This is a genomic window from Streptomyces sp. SJL17-4, from assembly GCF_036826855.1.
GTDB lineage: Bacteria > Actinomycetota > Actinomycetes > Streptomycetales > Streptomycetaceae > Streptomyces.
The window spans coordinates 2,850,444-2,865,072 of the sequence record NZ_CP104578.1; the positions used below are offsets into that span (position 1 = coordinate 2,850,444).

General features: G+C 72.5%; 15 protein-coding genes. 9 read left to right on the plus strand and 6 right to left on the minus strand.

Features of this window, described 5'->3' with window-relative positions; genetic code table 11:
• Positions 1–113: 113 nt before the first annotated feature.
• Positions 114–506: an SCO5389 family protein gene (locus N5875_RS12260; protein ID WP_015036224.1), complete on the minus strand. Its 393-nt coding sequence runs from the start codon at positions 504–506 to the stop codon at positions 114–116.
• 249 nt (positions 507–755) lie between these two features.
• On the opposite strand from N5875_RS12260, the gene nucS reads away from it, so the two are divergent.
• A complete protein-coding gene (gene nucS / locus N5875_RS12265) occupies positions 756–1,427 on the plus strand; it encodes an endonuclease NucS (protein ID WP_318207866.1) in 672 nt (223 codons plus the stop codon).
• 97 nt (positions 1,428–1,524) lie between these two features.
• Here the strand turns inward: nucS and N5875_RS12270 are convergent, their stop codons facing one another.
• From N5875_RS12270 to N5875_RS12280, 3 genes are all read right to left on the minus strand, one after another.
• Positions 1,525–4,206 carry an ATP-binding protein gene (locus tag N5875_RS12270; RefSeq protein ID WP_318207867.1) on the minus strand — a complete coding sequence of 894 codons (2,682 nt, stop codon included), beginning with the start codon at positions 4,204–4,206 and terminating at the stop codon, positions 1,525–1,527.
• Positions 4,207–4,484: 278 nt separating this feature from the next.
• Positions 4,485–4,808 (minus strand): STAS domain-containing protein, encoded by a 324-nt coding sequence (locus N5875_RS12275; RefSeq protein ID WP_015036221.1) that lies wholly within the window; start codon positions 4,806–4,808, stop codon positions 4,485–4,487.
• A 126-nt stretch (positions 4,809–4,934) separates the two neighbouring features.
• The gene (locus N5875_RS12280) at positions 4,935–5,783 is read right to left on the minus strand and encodes a 3-hydroxyacyl-CoA dehydrogenase family protein (RefSeq protein ID WP_318207868.1); all 849 of its coding nucleotides are present in this window, start codon (positions 5,781–5,783) and stop codon (positions 4,935–4,937) included.
• Between the two features lie 222 nt (positions 5,784–6,005).
• On the opposite strand from N5875_RS12280, the gene N5875_RS12285 reads away from it, so the two are divergent.
• From N5875_RS12285 to N5875_RS12295, 3 genes are read left to right on the plus strand one after another with little or no spacing between them, the layout of a single operon-like run.
• Complete coding sequence (locus N5875_RS12285) at positions 6,006–7,010, plus strand: EamA family transporter (RefSeq protein WP_338493563.1); 1,005 nt, start codon at positions 6,006–6,008, stop codon at positions 7,008–7,010.
• Positions 7,007–7,774, plus strand: a complete 768-nt coding sequence (locus N5875_RS12290) for a hypothetical protein (RefSeq protein ID WP_318207870.1) — start codon at positions 7,007–7,009, stop codon at positions 7,772–7,774. The genes N5875_RS12285 and N5875_RS12290 overlap by 4 nt, the downstream gene beginning before the upstream one ends.
• 58 nt (positions 7,775–7,832) lie before the next feature.
• A complete protein-coding gene (locus tag N5875_RS12295; protein ID WP_338493565.1) occupies positions 7,833–8,981 on the plus strand; it encodes a cysteine desulfurase family protein in 1,149 nt (382 codons plus the stop codon).
• A gap of 12 nt (positions 8,982–8,993) precedes the next feature.
• Here N5875_RS12295 and N5875_RS12300 read toward each other — a convergent pair whose 3' ends face one another.
• Positions 8,994–9,632 carry a TetR/AcrR family transcriptional regulator gene (locus tag N5875_RS12300; RefSeq protein ID WP_266969324.1) on the minus strand — a complete coding sequence of 213 codons (639 nt, stop codon included), beginning with the start codon at positions 9,630–9,632 and terminating at the stop codon, positions 8,994–8,996.
• 106 nt (positions 9,633–9,738) lie between these two features.
• Here N5875_RS12300 and N5875_RS12305 point away from each other — a divergent pair, with 106 nt between their 5' ends.
• The 3 genes from N5875_RS12305 to N5875_RS12315 are packed head-to-tail and all read left to right on the plus strand — an operon-like array spanning position 9,739 to position 11,883.
• Positions 9,739–10,512 carry an ATP-binding cassette domain-containing protein gene (locus N5875_RS12305; RefSeq protein ID WP_338493567.1) on the plus strand — a complete coding sequence of 258 codons (774 nt, stop codon included), beginning with the start codon at positions 9,739–9,741 and terminating at the stop codon, positions 10,510–10,512.
• 35 nt (positions 10,513–10,547) lie between these two features.
• Entirely contained in the window at positions 10,548–11,297 is a 750-nt protein-coding gene (locus tag N5875_RS12310; RefSeq protein WP_338493568.1) for an ABC transporter permease, read from the plus strand.
• 13 nt (positions 11,298–11,310) lie between these two features.
• The gene (locus N5875_RS12315) at positions 11,311–11,883 is read left to right on the plus strand and encodes a cob(I)yrinic acid a,c-diamide adenosyltransferase (RefSeq protein ID WP_318207875.1); all 573 of its coding nucleotides are present in this window, start codon (positions 11,311–11,313) and stop codon (positions 11,881–11,883) included.
• Here N5875_RS12315 and N5875_RS12320 read toward each other — a convergent pair.
• Entirely contained in the window at positions 11,803–12,465 is a 663-nt protein-coding gene (locus N5875_RS12320; protein WP_338493570.1) for a hypothetical protein, read from the minus strand. The two genes, N5875_RS12315 and N5875_RS12320, sit on opposite strands and share 81 nt — an antisense overlap.
• A gap of 152 nt (positions 12,466–12,617) precedes the next feature.
• Here N5875_RS12320 and N5875_RS12325 point away from each other — a divergent pair, with 152 nt between their 5' ends.
• Positions 12,618–13,814, plus strand: coding sequence for a histidine kinase (locus N5875_RS12325; protein WP_338493572.1), 1,197 nt, complete (start codon positions 12,618–12,620; stop codon positions 13,812–13,814).
• On the plus strand, positions 13,811–14,464 hold the full coding sequence (locus N5875_RS12330) for a response regulator transcription factor (protein WP_338493573.1): 654 nt from the start codon (positions 13,811–13,813) through the stop codon (positions 14,462–14,464). The genes N5875_RS12325 and N5875_RS12330 overlap by 4 nt, the downstream gene beginning before the upstream one ends.
• The last annotated feature ends 165 nt before the right edge of the window (positions 14,465–14,629 follow it).

The following is a 14,629-nucleotide window of genomic DNA, read 5'->3' on the forward strand; positions in this document are numbered from 1 at the left end:
GACAGCGGGAAGAAAGGGCGGGGGCGTGCTGCCGCTCCGGCATCTCCGCGCGGCGATGCGCGTCGACACGCATCGATCGCGTCTCCCGCGATGTGGAGCGGCAGCACCATGTCTCAGCAGTCGCGCAGTTCCGGCGACTGGTTCAGCAGCTGCCCCCGTACGGACGTGAAGCGGGCGAGCCGCTCGTCCACCGACGGGTCCAGCGGGAACACCGCCACCCGGTGGCAGTTCTGGAAGGCGAGACGCACCCCGAAATGCCGCTGCAGCGCACCACGAATGGCATCGCTCGCGAGCGCGCGCAGCAGCTGACCACGTGCCTGCTCATTCGGCGGCGGCGTCTGGTTGTCGGCGAACTCTCCGCCGTCGACCTTCAGCTGAGCCACCAGAGAACTGATCATCTCCCATGCGTAGGGCAGGGAGGTCCGGACGCAGTCGACGAAGTCGGCTTCGTCGACCTCGCCTCGCTCGGCCTGTTCCAACAGTGCCGGTGAGACGTCGAGCGACATGGGTTCTCCTCTCGCGACCCCGCGGACGGGGTCTTGCGGGCAGGGCGAGGACCGGTCGGCCGAACACGCAGCGTGCGCGGACGACGACCTCCAGCTTCCACGGTAAGCGCGCAGTCCTGCACGCACCAGGAGATGGGGAACAGAACCGGCTGATAACCGACGGGTGTTCGGCTCAGGATCATGCCCGGAGGGGGTCCGGGTGATGCCCGAATCGCGCGGAAGAGCGCCCGTCTTGTAGCGTTGGCGACCATGCGTCTCGTCATTGCCCGTTGCTCCGTGGACTACGCGGGCCGGCTCACGGCCCACCTGCCCTCCGCGCCCCGTCTGATCCTCGTCAAGGCAGACGGCAGCGTCTCCATCCACGCGGACGACAGGGCGTACAAACCGCTCAACTGGATGTCCCCGCCCTGCACGCTCAAGGAGGGTGCCGACGGTGAGGCGGGCATCTGGACCGTGATCAACAAAGCGGGCGAGAAACTGATCATCACGATGGAGGAAGTCCTCCACGACTCCTCGCACGAACTCGGTGTGGACCCGGGTCTCATCAAGGACGGCGTCGAGGCGCACCTCCAGGAACTGCTCGCCGACCGCATCGAGACCCTGGGCGAGGGCTACACCCTGATCCGCCGCGAGTACCCGACCGCGATCGGCCCGGTGGACATCCTCTGCCGGGACTCGGACGGCGCGACGGTCGCGGTCGAGATCAAGCGGCGCGGCGAGATCGACGGCGTCGAGCAGCTGACCCGCTACCTGGAGCTGCTCAACCGCGATCCGCACCTCGCGCCGGTGCGGGGCGTCTTCGCCGCCCAGGAGATCAAGCCGCAGGCCCGGGTCCTGGCGACGGACCGCGGGATCGGCTGCGTGGTCCTGGACTACGACGCGATGCGGGGCATCGAGGACGACAAGCTGCGGCTGTTCTGACGGACGGCGATGGCGGTACGGGGACGGCCCCGGGTGCGGTGAACGCGCCCGGGGCCGTCCCCGTCTTCGTACGCCCTCTTCGGCTCCGTGACGTCCGTCAGGCGGGCGTCTGCGAGGCGGTGGTGTCGCCGGGGGCGGGCGAGCCGCCGAGGGACGAGGACGCGGAGTTGCTGGGGCTGCCCTCCTCCGCCGGCGGGGTCGTCGCGGGCGTGGTCGTCGTGGGCGGGGTGGTGGTCGGCGGCGTCGCCGGCGGGGTGGTGGTGGTAGGCGGCGTCACCGGCGGGGTCGTGGTCGACGGCTTCGGCGACGTCGTCGTGGGCCGCGGAGGCCGCGAGGTCGGGTCCGTCGGCTGCTTCGTCGTCGTGGGCGGCGTGGTGGTCGTCGGGCTGTCCGAGGTCGACGGCGTGCCGGTGGTGCCCGGGGTTCCCGAGCTCGACGGGTCCGACGGGTCGGACGTGCCCGACGGGGAGGTGCTCCCGGAGACGGAGGGGCTCGGGGAGTCGGAGCGGGTGGCCTCGCCGGTCTCGCCGGGCTCCGCCTCGCCCTCGGCCGGCTGCTCCTCGCCGTCGATGCCGTCGTCGGTGGTGTCGTCGGTGGCCGTGCTGTCGGAGGTGACGCGGTTGGTGGCCGGGTCCTCGCCGTTGCCGGAGGTGGCGCCGAGGGTCACGACGGTGCCGAGGACGGCGACGAGGAGCGCGCCCGCGCCGACCGCGGCGAGGTTGCGGCGTGCGCCGCTGATGATGCCGCCCCTGAGGCTGGGGCGGCCGGCGCCCTTGGCGGTGTCGGGGCGGGTGATGAGCGTCGGGCCCTCGTCGGCGAAGTCGGGGAACGCCGGCATCGAGGACTGCGCCGGGGCCCGCCCGGGGCCCCCGGACAGCGGGGCCTGGCTCACGGCGCCGCCCGGCGGCGTCGGGGAGGGCTCGGGGGCCGGTCTACGCCCGGGGCCGCGCAGGGAGGGAATGCCCCGGGGCGGTGAGACGGGCTCCTCGGCGCGGGTGGCGGCCGGGGCGGTGTGCTCCCCGGAGAGGTCGGCGACCAGGGCGAGCGCCCGGCGTCCCGCGACGGTGCCGCGCTTGTCGGCGAGCACCCCGCGCATGCCGATGGAGGCCTCCAGCTCGGCGCGGGCCCGCTCCAGGTTTCCGGCGCACAGGGCGAGGACACCGAGCTCGTGGTGGAAGTAGGCCTCCTCGGCGACCTCGCCGGTGAGCCGGGCGGCCTCCTGTCCGGCGCGCAGGACCCGCTCCCAGGCGCCCCAGTGCAGTCCGGCGGCGAAGGCCGGGGCGGCGGCGCGGGCGAGCAGGACGGCGGTGGCGCGGTGTTCGGTGGCGCGGTGCTCGGCCTCGGGGTTGCCCCGGGTGCCGGCGACGAGGACGGAGAGGGCGGCGAGCAGGGCGTCGGACTCGGCGGCGGCCCGCTCGGGGGTGACGGAGGGGTGCGCGGCCCACCAGGCGTAGTGCTGGGCGACGGTGTGGGCGCGGTCGGCGCCCTCCGTCTCGTACCCCTGGGCGAGGAGCTGGGTGAGGACCCCGGCGGCGAGCCGGTAGCGGGGTCCGACCGGGGAGAGCAGGCCGCAGGCCCGCAGTTCGCCGAGGGCGGCGTCGGCGTGGGTGTCGCCGACGAGGGCCGGCAGATGGGCCTGGTGCGGGACCTCGCCGCCGAGGGCCACGGCGAAGCGCAGCGTGGTCTGGGCGGAGCGGCTGAGACGGGAGGCGAGCAGGGCGGCGGGGGCGGCGCCCTCGCCGAGGCTGGGCAGGGGTATCTCGCGCAGTTCGACGTCGGGGTCGTCGAGTCCGTCGAAGGCCGCGGCGGCGGCCGCCGCGGCCGCTTCGGGGTCGGCCGGCCCGAAGGCCTCTTCGAGGGCGCCGAAGGCGTCGAACTCGGCGGGGGTGACGCGGAGCCGGTCGCGCTGCCGGAGCAGGGCGCCGGCCTGGACGAAGCGGAGCGGCAGGCCCTCGGACTCGAACCACAGGTCCCCGGCCCAGTTCGCCTCGTCGTCGGTGAGGGTGCGGCCGACGGCGCTCTCCAGGAGCTTGAGCGCGGCGCCGCGGCCGAGGCCGGCGAGGTGGACGTCCTCGACCTGCGCGTCGGCCGAGGGCGCGGGGGTGTCGGGTCCGGCGGCGAGCAGGAAGGCGCATTCGGGGGCGGCGGCGAGGAACTCGTCGAGGGCGGCGCCACCGAACTCCAGGTCGTCGACGACCACGACGGCGCCGATCTCGCGGAGCCGGTCGTGGAGCACGGCGGTGCCGGGGCGGTGGTCCGGGGAGTACCGGACGGCGGCGAACAGCTCGTGGAGGAGTTCGGCCGGGGTGCGGTGGTGGCCGGAGAGCCGGACCACTCCGTCGGGCGCGAGGTCGGCGCAGTCGGCGGCGACGGCGTCGAGGAGGGCGGTGCGGCCGGATCCGGCGGGGCCGCTCAGGCGGGCGGAGCGGCCGCGGCCGAGGATGCCGACGAGGCGCTCGCGCTCCTGCTCGCGTTCGAGGAGGGGCAGCGTGGGCGCGGCCGGGCCCGGCGGTATGGGCGGGGCGGCCGTGCGGGCGGCCTCGGCCCGCTCCTCGGCGGTGCGGGGGCGGGGGGCCGCGGGCTCCTGTCCGGGCGGGCAGGGTTCGATCTCGCTGCCGTCGACCGGGTTGACGGTGACGAGCAGGTCGCCGGAGACGAGCCGGACGACGCGGGCACGCGCGGGTGCGGGGGCCGGGGCGGGGGTGCCGCGACCCTGGCGGGCTTCGTCGCCCTCGCCGTCGTGTCCGTACTCCTCCGGCCCCCGGTTGATCGGGTCCATGGTCCAAGCCCCCAAGAAGCGGTGTCCGGTGCCCGCCGGGTGGGTCCGTCAATGTGCAGGCGACCGAACCCTAGACCGTGGTCAGACGCTCGGGAACAGGTGGGGTCCCCAGGAGACCCAGTCGTCACGGTCTTGTGAGGATTGAGCGTGACGCCTGGTTCACACAGCTGCTTCACACCCGCGCCACCGCGGGTTGCCCCGCCCGGTCGCGCCTGCTCGCGCCCGGGGCGCGCCCGCTCGCGGTCGGGGCCCGCCCGGGGCGCCCCCGCTCCGGGTGGTCACACCCGGGGCAGGGACTCCAGGGCGAGGCCGCCCTCGATGGCGAGGATGCGGTGCAGCTTGGTGGCGACGAGCAGCCGCTGCATCTGGGGCGGCACCCCGCGCAGGACGAGACGTCGGCCGCAGCGGCCCGCGCGTCGGTGGGCGCCCATGATGACGCCGAGTCCGGTCGCGTCCCAGGAGTCGAGGCCGGTCAGGTCGAGCACCAGGTCGCCGACGCCGTCGTCGACGGCCGAGTGCAGGACCGTACGGGCGTCCGCCGCGCTGCGGACGTCGAGGCGGCCCCCGACGACCAGCTCGACATGGTCGCCCCTGATGTGCATATGCGCTCCCCGAGAGTGCTCCGTCTTCGCAACAACTGACTGCCGCACCGGCAGATACGTTGCGCCTTGTCAGCGAACCGATACCGAAATTCACCCCACGGGGTGAGGCGGGGTGGCGGGTACGGCTCAGTACTTGTAGAAGCCCTGCCCGCTCTTGCGGCCGATGTCACCCGCGTCCACCATCCGGCGCATCACTTCGGGTACCGCGAACTTCTCGTCCTGGGACTCGGTGTAGATGTTGTTGGCCGCGTTCACCAGGATGTCGATGCCGGTGAGGTCGGCGGTGGCGAGCGGGCCCATGGCGTGGCCGAAGCCGAGCCTGCAGGCGATGTCGATGTCCTCGGCGGTGGCGACGCCGGACTCGTGGAGCTTGGCCGCCTCGACGACGAGGGCCGAGATGAGGCGGGTGGTGACGAAGCCGGCGACGTCGCGGTTGACGACGATGCAGGTCTTGCCGACGGACTCGGCGAACTCCCGGGCGGTGGCGAGGGTCTCGTCGCTGGTCTTGTAGCCGCGGACGAGCTCGACGAGCTGCATCATCGGGACCGGCGAGAAGAAGTGGACGCCGACGACGGACTCGGGGCGCTCGGTCACCGCGGCGATCTTGGTGATCGGGATCGCGGAGGTGTTGGAGGCGAGGACGGCGCCGTCCTTGGCGATCTTGTCGAGCGAGCGGAAGATCTCGTGCTTGACGTCGAGGTTCTCGAAGACTGCCTCGACGACGACATCGGCGTCGGCGACGGCCTCGAGCTCGGTGGTGGCGGTGATGCGGCCGAGCGCGGCCTCGGCGTCGGCGGCGTCCAGCTTGCCCTTCGCGACGAACCGGTCGTACGACGCCTTGATGCCGTCGGTGCCCCGGGTGAGGGCGGCGTCGGTGACGTCACGCAGGACGACGTCCCAGCCCGCCTGCGCCGAGACCTGTGCGATGCCGGATCCCATGAGTCCGGCCCCGATGACGGCGAGCTTCCTGGCCACGATGTTCCACCCCTTAACGCCTGTTCACTTCTGGCTCTCCGGCGGAGATTAGCGGTCGGGAGGCGCCATGTGACCGTGAAGTAATGCGCGTCACGCCCTCTTTGACGGACGTCACACTCGCAGCACCCCGTTCGGGCACCTCCACGGTCGCTACATACCCTCGGGGGGTATATGGTCGAGCGCACTTGTCCGACTGCCGCCGCACGGGGAGGAGCCGCCGTCATGCGTCCGTACGCCCTGGGGACCGCCCCCGCGCCCCTGCTCCTGCTGACCGGCATGGTCAGCCTCCAGTTCGGCTCCGCCTTCGCGAAGCGGCTCTTCGAGGAGACCGGCCCGGCCGGCGCCACCCTGTTGAGGCTGCTCATCGCCGCCACCCTGCTCTGTCTGTTCACCCGGCCCGCACCCCGGCTGCTCCGCACCCACGGTCGACTGCTGCTGCCGTACGGGGCCGTGTTCGCCGTGATGCAGTTCTCCTTCTACGAGGCGACCTCGCGGCTCCCGCTCGGCGTGGTGGTGACGCTGGAGTTCAGCGGACCGCTGCTGCTCGCCGCCGTCACCTCGCGGCGCGCCCTCGACCGGGCCCGGGTGGCGCTCGCCGGCATCGGCCTGCTCGTCCTCGGCGGTACGAAGGGCATGGACGACCCGGTCGGGCTGGCCGCGAGCCTGCTCACCGGGGCGGCTCTCACCGGATACATCCTGCTCGGCGCCCGGGTCGGCAGGGCCGTCCCCGGCGGCTCGGGCCTCGCCCTCGGCCTCACGGTGGCGGCCGTGCTCGCCCTGCCCACCGCCCCGGCCCTCGGCCTGCCCTCCGTGGACGTCCTGCTCGAACCGGGGGTGCTGGGGGCCGCGCTCGCGGTGGCCGTGCTCACGACGGTGGTGCCGTTCTCGCTGGAATTCGCCGCGCTGCGGCGGATGCCGCCGCGGGTCTTCGCCGTCCTCTCGACGGTGGAGCCGGTGATCGCGGCCCTGGTGGGCCTCGCGCTGCTCGGCGAACACCTGACGTGGGTCCAGTGGGCGGCCGTGCTCTGCGTGGTGGGCGCGGCGGTCGGCACGGGCCTGGCCGCGGGCACCCCGGACAAGGAGGCCGAGCCGTCCGGCACGTCGCCTCGCGCCGCCCCGAGCACGCCGCCGGACACGGCCCCGGACGTGGCCCCGGACACCCCGCCCGGCTCCTCCCCCGCACCGTCCGATCGATCCCCCTCCCGGAAGAACGGAGTGCACCAATGACCAGCACCACCACCCACCCCTGGAGCCCCCAGGCCACGGACCGCGTCGCGCCCCTCCTGGAGACCGTCTCCACGACCTCCCGCTCGGCGGTCCTCGTCGCGGGCGGCTACTTCGACACCGCCGCCGGCATCGGCACCTTCTCGCTCAACTCCTTCGCCCTCGCGCAGGAGACCGGCGCGGCCGCGCGCCGGCTGCACCGCGGCAACAAGGTGCTCTACGACGTCATCGTCAACGACCTCGGCATGTCCTGTTCCACCGACGTCTGTACGCTGCCGGCCGCCGGCCCCGCCGAGATCGACCTCTCCCCGCTCACCGCCTCGGCCGCCGGGGCCGGGATCTCCTTCACCGTCACCCGCGAGCGGAACCTGCGCAATCGCGCGGCCCGTTCGATGAAACGGTGGCTGCGCGACCCCGCCACCGAGCCGCTGTTCACCCGCGAGGGCGACGAGATCGTCTTCCGCTCCCGCCAGTACGAGAAGGTGCTCGCCGGGGTCGTCGCGGACGGCCATGTCGTACCCCGCTGCCCGCTGATCGTTGCCGAGTACTTCGCCCGCTACTTCACCCGGCTGCGGCGGACCTTCCCCGACTGCGCGCACCGCCATGTCGTCGACATCAACTCGCTCGCCGACCGGGACAAGGTGACCAAGGGCGCCGAGATCTACCTCCGGACGCAGGGCACTCCCGAGGAGGAGATCGTCCTCGTCTTCGCCGACCCGTCCTGTGCCGATCCGCTGGCCCTGACCTATACGGCGTACGACTTCTGACGATCCTTCACATCCGTCCACCCGTCCACCCGTCCGAACGGAAGAGGGAGAAACCGGCATGGTCACGATCTATCTCGACCACCAGGCGACCACCCCGATGGACCCGGCGGTCGCCGAGGCGATGACCTTCGCCGCCACCCACTGCTACGCCAACCCGTCCAGCCCGCACGCCGCCGGCATCCGCGCCTTCCGCGAGGTCGAGCGGGCGCGCGGGGCGATCGCCCGGTTCATCGGGGCGGGGCGCAGCGAGATCTGCTTCACCTCCGGCGCGACGGAGGGCAACAACCTCGCGATCAAGGGGGTCGTACGGCCCGGCGCGGCGCGCCATGTGGTGACGACGGCGGTGGAGCACAAGTCCGTGCTCGACACCTGCCGTTCGCTGCGGGAGGCGGGGCACGACGTGACGGTGCTGCCGGTCGACGAGGAGGGCCGGGTCGATCCGGGGCGGGTGGCGGCGGCGCTGCGGCCGGACACCGCGCTCGTCTCGGTGATGCTCGCCAACAACGAGGTCGCCACCGTCCAGCCGGTCGCCGAGATCGGCGCGCTGACCCGGGCGGCGGGGGTCCCCCTGCACTGCGACGCGACCCAGGGCGTGGGCTCGCTGCCGGTGGACGTACGGGCGCTCGGCGTCGATCTGCTGACGTTCTCCGGGCACAAGATCTACGGCCCGAAGGGTGTCGGCGTGCTGTATGTCGCCAACCGGCTCTCGGACCGGGCGCCGCTGGTGCCGCTGCTGCACGGCGGCGGTCAGGAGCGCGGGCTGCGCGCGGGCACCCTCAACACGGCGGCGGTCATCGGCCTGGGCGCGGCCGTCGGGGTCCTCGCGGCGGGCCGGGAGGCGGAGGCGGTACGGCTCGCGGGGCTGCGGGCGCGGTTCCTGTCCGAGCTCGCGGAGCTCGTCCCGTACGAGCTCAACAGCGGTACGGGGCCCGGTTTCCTGCCGCATGCCGTCAATCTGTCCTTCCCGGACGTGGACGCGCAGCAGCTGCTCCTGGAGGTCGCGGATCTCGCGGTCTCGACGGGTTCGGCGTGCAACAGCTCGGCCCAGGAGCCCTCGCACGTGCTGCGGGCGATCGGTCTCGCGCCGGAGCGGATCCGGGGCAGCGTCCGGATCTCGTTCGGCCGCTTCACGACGGAGGAGGACGCGATCCGCGCGGCCCACGCGCTGGCCGCGGTGGCCGGCCGCCGCCCCGCATCCACGCCGTAGGCCCCGGGCCCGTCAGCCCTCCCGTACCGCGTAGTTCAGCACCTTCTCGCTCAGTAGCTCCTCGATCTCGTCGAGGAGCACGAGCGCCTCGCGGGAGACGGTGGTCGCCCTGCCCCCGGTGGTCATCGCGCGGGTGATGTAGCCGACGACGGTGTTCTCGATCCAGGCGAGCTGTCCGCCGACGAGCAGCGGCAGCGGGTCCTCGGCGGCGGCGCCGGTCTCCTCGCGGAGGGTGGTGACGACGGCGTCGTGGACCTGCTGCTGGACGTGGAAGAGCCGGGCCTTGAGGGTGGGGGCGTGCTCGATGACGTTCATGAAGGCGTCGAAACCGTCCATGAGTCCGTACGCGGGTGACACGGCCCCGATGTCCTGGCGGAGTTCGCGCAGGACGGCCCGCGCTGCGGACTCCCCCCGGTCGCGGCCGCGGATCGCGCGGGCGAGGCGCTGGGTGACGCCGTCCATCCGGTCGAGGAAGAGGTCCTCTTTGGCCGGGAAGTAGTTGTAGACCGTGTTGACGGAGACGTCCGCCGCCTCGGCGACGTCCGCGACGGTCACATGGACGAAGCCGTGCTCCAGGAAGAGCCCGGTCGCGATGTCCGAGATCCGCTGCTTCGTCTCGCGCTTCTTGCGTTCCCTGAGTCCCTCGGCCATGCCCCTCATCCTAGGCTCCCTGAACTTTTACCACCTCCCCAACTTTGCTTGCACTAGAATTTTGGAGACGTTGCAAAATTTCAGTGACTCTGTTTTCGTGGTCGCCATGCCCATCATCAGCACGGCCGGGCTCGCCCGGACCTTCACGACCAGGAGCGGCCCCGTGGAGGCCGTCCGCGGAATCGACCTCACCGTCCGGCCCGGCGAGATCCTCGCCCTCCTCGGCCCCAACGGCGCGGGGAAGACCACGACCCTCCGCATGCTCACCACGCTGCTCCCGCCCACCGGCGGCGCCGCCACCGTCGCCGGCCACGACCTCGTACGGGACCCCGCCGCCGTCCGCCGCCGCATCGGGTACGTCGCCCAGTCCGGCGGCCTCGACCCGCAGGAGACCGTCCGCTCCGAGCTCGTCACCCAGGGCAGGCTCTACGGCATGAACCGGGCCCGCGCGACGGCCCGCGCCGAGGAACTCGCGGCCGACCTCGGACTCACCGAACTCCTCGACCGCGGGACCCCGGCGCTCTCCGGCGGTCAGCGCCGCCGGCTCGACCTCGCCATGGGACTCACCCACCGGCCGGAGATCCTCTTCCTCGACGAGCCGACGACCGGCCTCGACCCCGGCAGCCGCGCCGACCTGTGGGCGCTGGTGCGGCGGCTGCGCGACGAGCACGGCACCACCGTCGTCCTCACCACCCACTACCTGGACGAGGCCGACACCCTCGCCGACCGGCTGGTCGTCGTCGACAAGGGCACGGTCGTCGCCGAGGACACCCCCGCCGGCCTCAAGGCCACCCACGGCGCCGCCACCCTCCAGGACGCCTTCCTCGCCGTCACCGGACGCGGTCCGGCCCCCGTCGACACGACCCCCGTAGCCGTCTAGGACCTCCCGGTCCCCTCACGTCCTCAGGACATCCGATGCTTCTCCACGACACCGTGCTCCTCTTCGGGCGCTACGCCCGCCAGACCCTGCGTTCCCCGTTCCAGATCTTCTTCGGCGCCCTGATGCCGCTGCTCTACCTGCTGCTCTTCGGGCCGCTGCTCACCGGGCTGCCGCTCGGCCGCGAGGGCGACTCCTGGCAGATCCTCGTCCCCGGGCTCCTGCTCCAACTGGGGCTCTTCGGCGCCTCGTTCGCCGGCTTCTCGATCATCATGGAGAAGAACTGGGGCGTGTTCGACCGGATGCGGGTCACCCCGGTGAGCCGGCTCGCCCTGCTGCTCGGCCGGGTCCTGCGGGACGCCGCGCTCTTCGTCTTCCAGGCGGTGTTGCTCGTCCTGGTCGCCCTGCCGATGGGCCTCAGGGCACCGCTCGGCGGCATCCTGATCGGCTTCGGCTTCGTCGCGCTGCTCTCGGTGGCGCTTGCCTCACTCTCGTACGCCCTCGCCCTGAAGCTGCGCACCCCACAGGAATTCGGACCCGCGATCAACACGCTCGCGATGCCGGCGATGCTGCTGTCGGGCCTGATGCTGCCGATGACCCTCGCCCCCGGCTGGCTCGACGTGCTCTCGCGTCTGATGCCGTTCCGCCATCTGGTGGACGCGGTCCGAGAGGCGTACATCGGGCACTACACGACACCGACGCTGCTGTACGGGGTGCTCGTCGCCCTCGCGGTCGCGGCGCTCGCCGTGACGGTCGGCACACGGACGTTCCAGAAGGCCATCGCCTAACTAGGCTGGTCCCATGGTCAATCTGACGCGCATCTACACCCGTACCGGCGACCAGGGCACCACGGCGCTCGGCGACATGAGCAGGACCGCCAAGACGGATCTGCGGATCTCGGCCTACGCCGACGCCAACGAGGCCAACGCCGCCATCGGTACGGCGATCGCCCTCGGGCAGCTCGACGAGGAGCTCGTCAAGGTCCTCGTCCGGGTGCAGAACGACCTCTTCGACGTGGGCGCGGACCTCTGCACCCCGGTGGTCGAGGACCCGAAATACCCGCCGCTGCGGGTCGAGCAGTCGTACGTCGACAAGCTGGAGGCCGACTGCGACCTCTTCCTGGAGCAGCTCGACAAGCTGCGCTCCTTCATCCTGCCGGGCGGCACGCCCGGGGCAGCGCTGCTGCACCAGGCGTGCACGGTGGTCCGGCGGGCGGAGCGCTCCACCTGGGCGGCCCTGGAGGTCCACGGCGAGACGATGAACGCCCTGACCGCCACGTACCTCAACCGCCTCTCAGACCTGCTGTTCATCCTTGCGCGTGCCGCGAACAAGGAGGTCGGGGACGTGCTCTGGGTCCCGGGCGGGGACCGCTGACTCCCGGGCGGAGGCCGCTGACTCCCGGGCGGATGCCGGGGCCTCTCCCTCCGGGGCCTTCTTCGGCCAGATCGCGTAGCTGAGCGCGATCAGGCCGTGGATGCCCGCCGCCCGCCAGGCGACGAAGATCCAGCCGTAGAGGCTGTCCGTGTTCCCGTCGTCGCCGACGTACAGCGCGGCCAGGAGCAGCAGCCCCGAGGCGACGGCCGCCGCCGTCACCGAGCCCAGCCAGACCTTGCCCTCGTGGCGGGCGCGGGCCATGCCGTACCGCGGAGGCTTCGGGGGCCGGGTCGCGCCGCCGAAGCGGTGGGCGGCGTGGCCGTCGAGCCACTTCACGGTGCGGTGGCCGTGGCCGACGGTGTAGCCGATGTAGAGGGCGGCGAGGCCGTGCTTCCAGCTGGGGTCGGCGCCGTTCTTGAGGTCGATCGCGGTGACGACGAGGAGGAGCACCTCCAGGAGCGGCTCGCAGAGCAGCAGCGCGATACCCGTCCGGGGCATCTTCAGGAGGTAGCGGGCGGCGAGGCCGGCGGCCAGCAGGACCCAGAAGCCCACCTCGCAGACGACGATCAGCGTGACGATCACGACGGTTCCCCTTTCGGTTCCCCTTCAGCGTCCCGTGGCATCCGGCCGCGTTCGTCGTCATCGGTGACGAAGTACGCCTACATCCTTCGACGGAGGGACGGATCGGCCCGGACGAGGAGGTCGGAGCGGGTACGGGCGTGTTGGATGAGTACGTGACACTCCCCCGCCCGCACCGATTCGACCTGCTCATGGGCTTCCTGGGGCTCACCTCCGGCCTGCTCCTGTGGTCCTTCGATCTCTACACGACCGGCGGACGGATCTTCGACCAGGACTGGGCGCCGCTGATCCCGCTCGCGGTGATGGCCTCGGCGGAGGCGCTGCGCCGGACGATGCCGCAGACGGCGCTGGTCGTCGGCACGCTCGCGATCGTCGCCGACCAGTTCACCAACGGGAACCTGGTCACGGTCCTGATGTTCACGGACGTGGTCTACGCGGCCGTCGTGTACGGGAAGCCCGCCTCCGCCCGCCGGGTCCCGTACACCACCGGACTGATCACGGTCGCGGTGACCGTCGGCTTCCTCGTCTGGTGGCAGAACGCGATCGCCCTGGTCGTCGGGGTGCTCACGGGCATGATCTCCTTCATGCCCGCGATGACCGGCGCCGTCGTACGGAACCACCGGGAGGCCGCGGACGCCGCCCGGCTGCGCGCCGAACAGACCGCCCTGCTCGCCGAGATGGACCGGACGCAGGCCGTCGTCGCCGAGCGGGCCCGGATGGCCCGCGAGCTGCACGACATGGTCGCGAACCACCTCTCGGCGATCGCGATCCACTCCACCGCGGCGATGTCGATCGACGAGCCGGCCACCACCCGGCAGGCGCTGACCGTGATCCGGGAGAACAGCGTGGCCGGCCTCTCGGAGATGCGGCGGCTCATCGGCCTCCTCCGGGACAGCAGCGGCGACGCGGAGCCGGCCGCCGCGCCCACCCTCGCCGGACTCGACGCCCTGGTCGAGCAGGCCCGGGCCAACGCCCGGCCGAGCGGGCTCGACCTCGTCCTGGAGGACAGCCGGGAGTCGACGGCGGGCCTGCCGGCTCCGGTGGAGCTGGCCGCGTACCGGATCGTGCAGGAGTCCCTGACGAACGCGCTCAAGCACGCGGCGCCGGGCGAGGTCCGGGTGGTGCTCGCCCGCGAGAAGGGAGCCCTTACCGTCGAGGTGACGAGTCCGTCCGGGGAACGCCCCGGTCCCACGGCACCCGGTTCGGGTGCCGGTCTGGTGGGGATGCGGGAGCGGGTGGACCTGCTCGGCGGCGCGTTCGAGGCGGGTCCGGTGACGGACCGCGAGGGACGGAAACAGTGGCGCGTCCGGGCGGAACTGCCCATGGACGCGAAGGACGAGGAGCGGGCATGACAGTGCGGGTGGTGGTCGCCGAGGACCAGTCCGCGGTACGGGCGGGCCTGGTGCTCATCCTGGGCAGCGCACCGGACATCGAGGTGGTCGGCGAGGCGGCGGACGGCGAGCGGGCGGTGGAGCTCGCCCGCGAACTGCGCCCGGACCTGGTCCTGATGGATGTGCAGATGCCCCGGATGGACGGGGTGACGGCGACCGGGATCGTCGTGTCGGAGGGCCTCGCCGATGTGCTGGTCCTGACCACCTTCGACCTCGACGCGTACGTCTTCGGGGCGCTGCGGGCGGGGGCGTCCGGCTTCCTGCTGAAGAACGCGGAGGCGCGGGAGCTGATCGAGGCGGTCCGGACGGTGGCGCGCGGCGAGGGGCTGATCGCCCCCGCGGTGACCCGGCGGCTGATCGCGGAGTTCGCGGCGACGGGCCGTCCGGCGCCGGCGACGGCGGGCACGGACCCCTCCGTGCTCGATGCCCTGACGCCCCGGGAGCGGCAGGTGCTGTCGACGCTCGGCGAGGGTCTGTCGAACGCGGAGATCGCGGTACGTCTCGACATGGCGGAGGCGACGGTGAAGACCCACGTCAGCAAGGTGCTCGGCAAGCTCGCCCTGCGGAGCAGGGTCCAAGCAGCCGTCCTGGCACAGGAGTTGGGCGTCTAGGCGGACATCGGCGACGTTGGTCTGGACCTCTTGACGATTGGTCCAGACCTTCCTACGCTCGCGGGGCGCGCGCATCTTCACGGACCACCCCCACCCATGTCCGTCCGCAACTTGAGGAGCACCGTTGAGCACTCAAGCACCGACGCGCAGAACAGGGTTCAGACA

Excerpts from the sequence above, each read along its gene's own strand:
- N5875_RS12260 (WP_015036224.1), bottom strand. The coding sequence starts at position 506 with ATGTCGCTCGACGTCTCACCGGCACTGTTGGAACAGGCCGAGCGAGGC.
- nucS (WP_318207866.1), top strand. The coding sequence starts at position 756 with ATGCGTCTCGTCATTGCCCGTTGCTCCGTGGACTACGCGGGCCGGCTC.
- N5875_RS12270 (WP_318207867.1), bottom strand. The coding sequence starts at position 4,206 with ATGGACCCGATCAACCGGGGGCCGGAGGAGTACGGACACGACGGCGAG.
- N5875_RS12275 (WP_015036221.1), bottom strand. The coding sequence starts at position 4,808 with ATGCACATCAGGGGCGACCATGTCGAGCTGGTCGTCGGGGGCCGCCTC.
- N5875_RS12285 (WP_338493563.1), top strand. The coding sequence starts at position 6,006 with ATGCGTCCGTACGCCCTGGGGACCGCCCCCGCGCCCCTGCTCCTGCTG.
- N5875_RS12290 (WP_318207870.1), top strand. The coding sequence starts at position 7,007 with ATGACCAGCACCACCACCCACCCCTGGAGCCCCCAGGCCACGGACCGC.
- N5875_RS12295 (WP_338493565.1), top strand. The coding sequence starts at position 7,833 with ATGGTCACGATCTATCTCGACCACCAGGCGACCACCCCGATGGACCCG.
- N5875_RS12300 (WP_266969324.1), bottom strand. The coding sequence starts at position 9,632 with ATGGCCGAGGGACTCAGGGAACGCAAGAAGCGCGAGACGAAGCAGCGG.
- N5875_RS12305 (WP_338493567.1), top strand. The coding sequence starts at position 9,739 with ATGCCCATCATCAGCACGGCCGGGCTCGCCCGGACCTTCACGACCAGG.
- N5875_RS12310 (WP_338493568.1), top strand. The coding sequence starts at position 10,548 with ATGCTTCTCCACGACACCGTGCTCCTCTTCGGGCGCTACGCCCGCCAG.
- N5875_RS12315 (WP_318207875.1), top strand. The coding sequence starts at position 11,311 with ATGGTCAATCTGACGCGCATCTACACCCGTACCGGCGACCAGGGCACC.
- N5875_RS12330 (WP_338493573.1), top strand. The coding sequence starts at position 13,811 with ATGACAGTGCGGGTGGTGGTCGCCGAGGACCAGTCCGCGGTACGGGCG.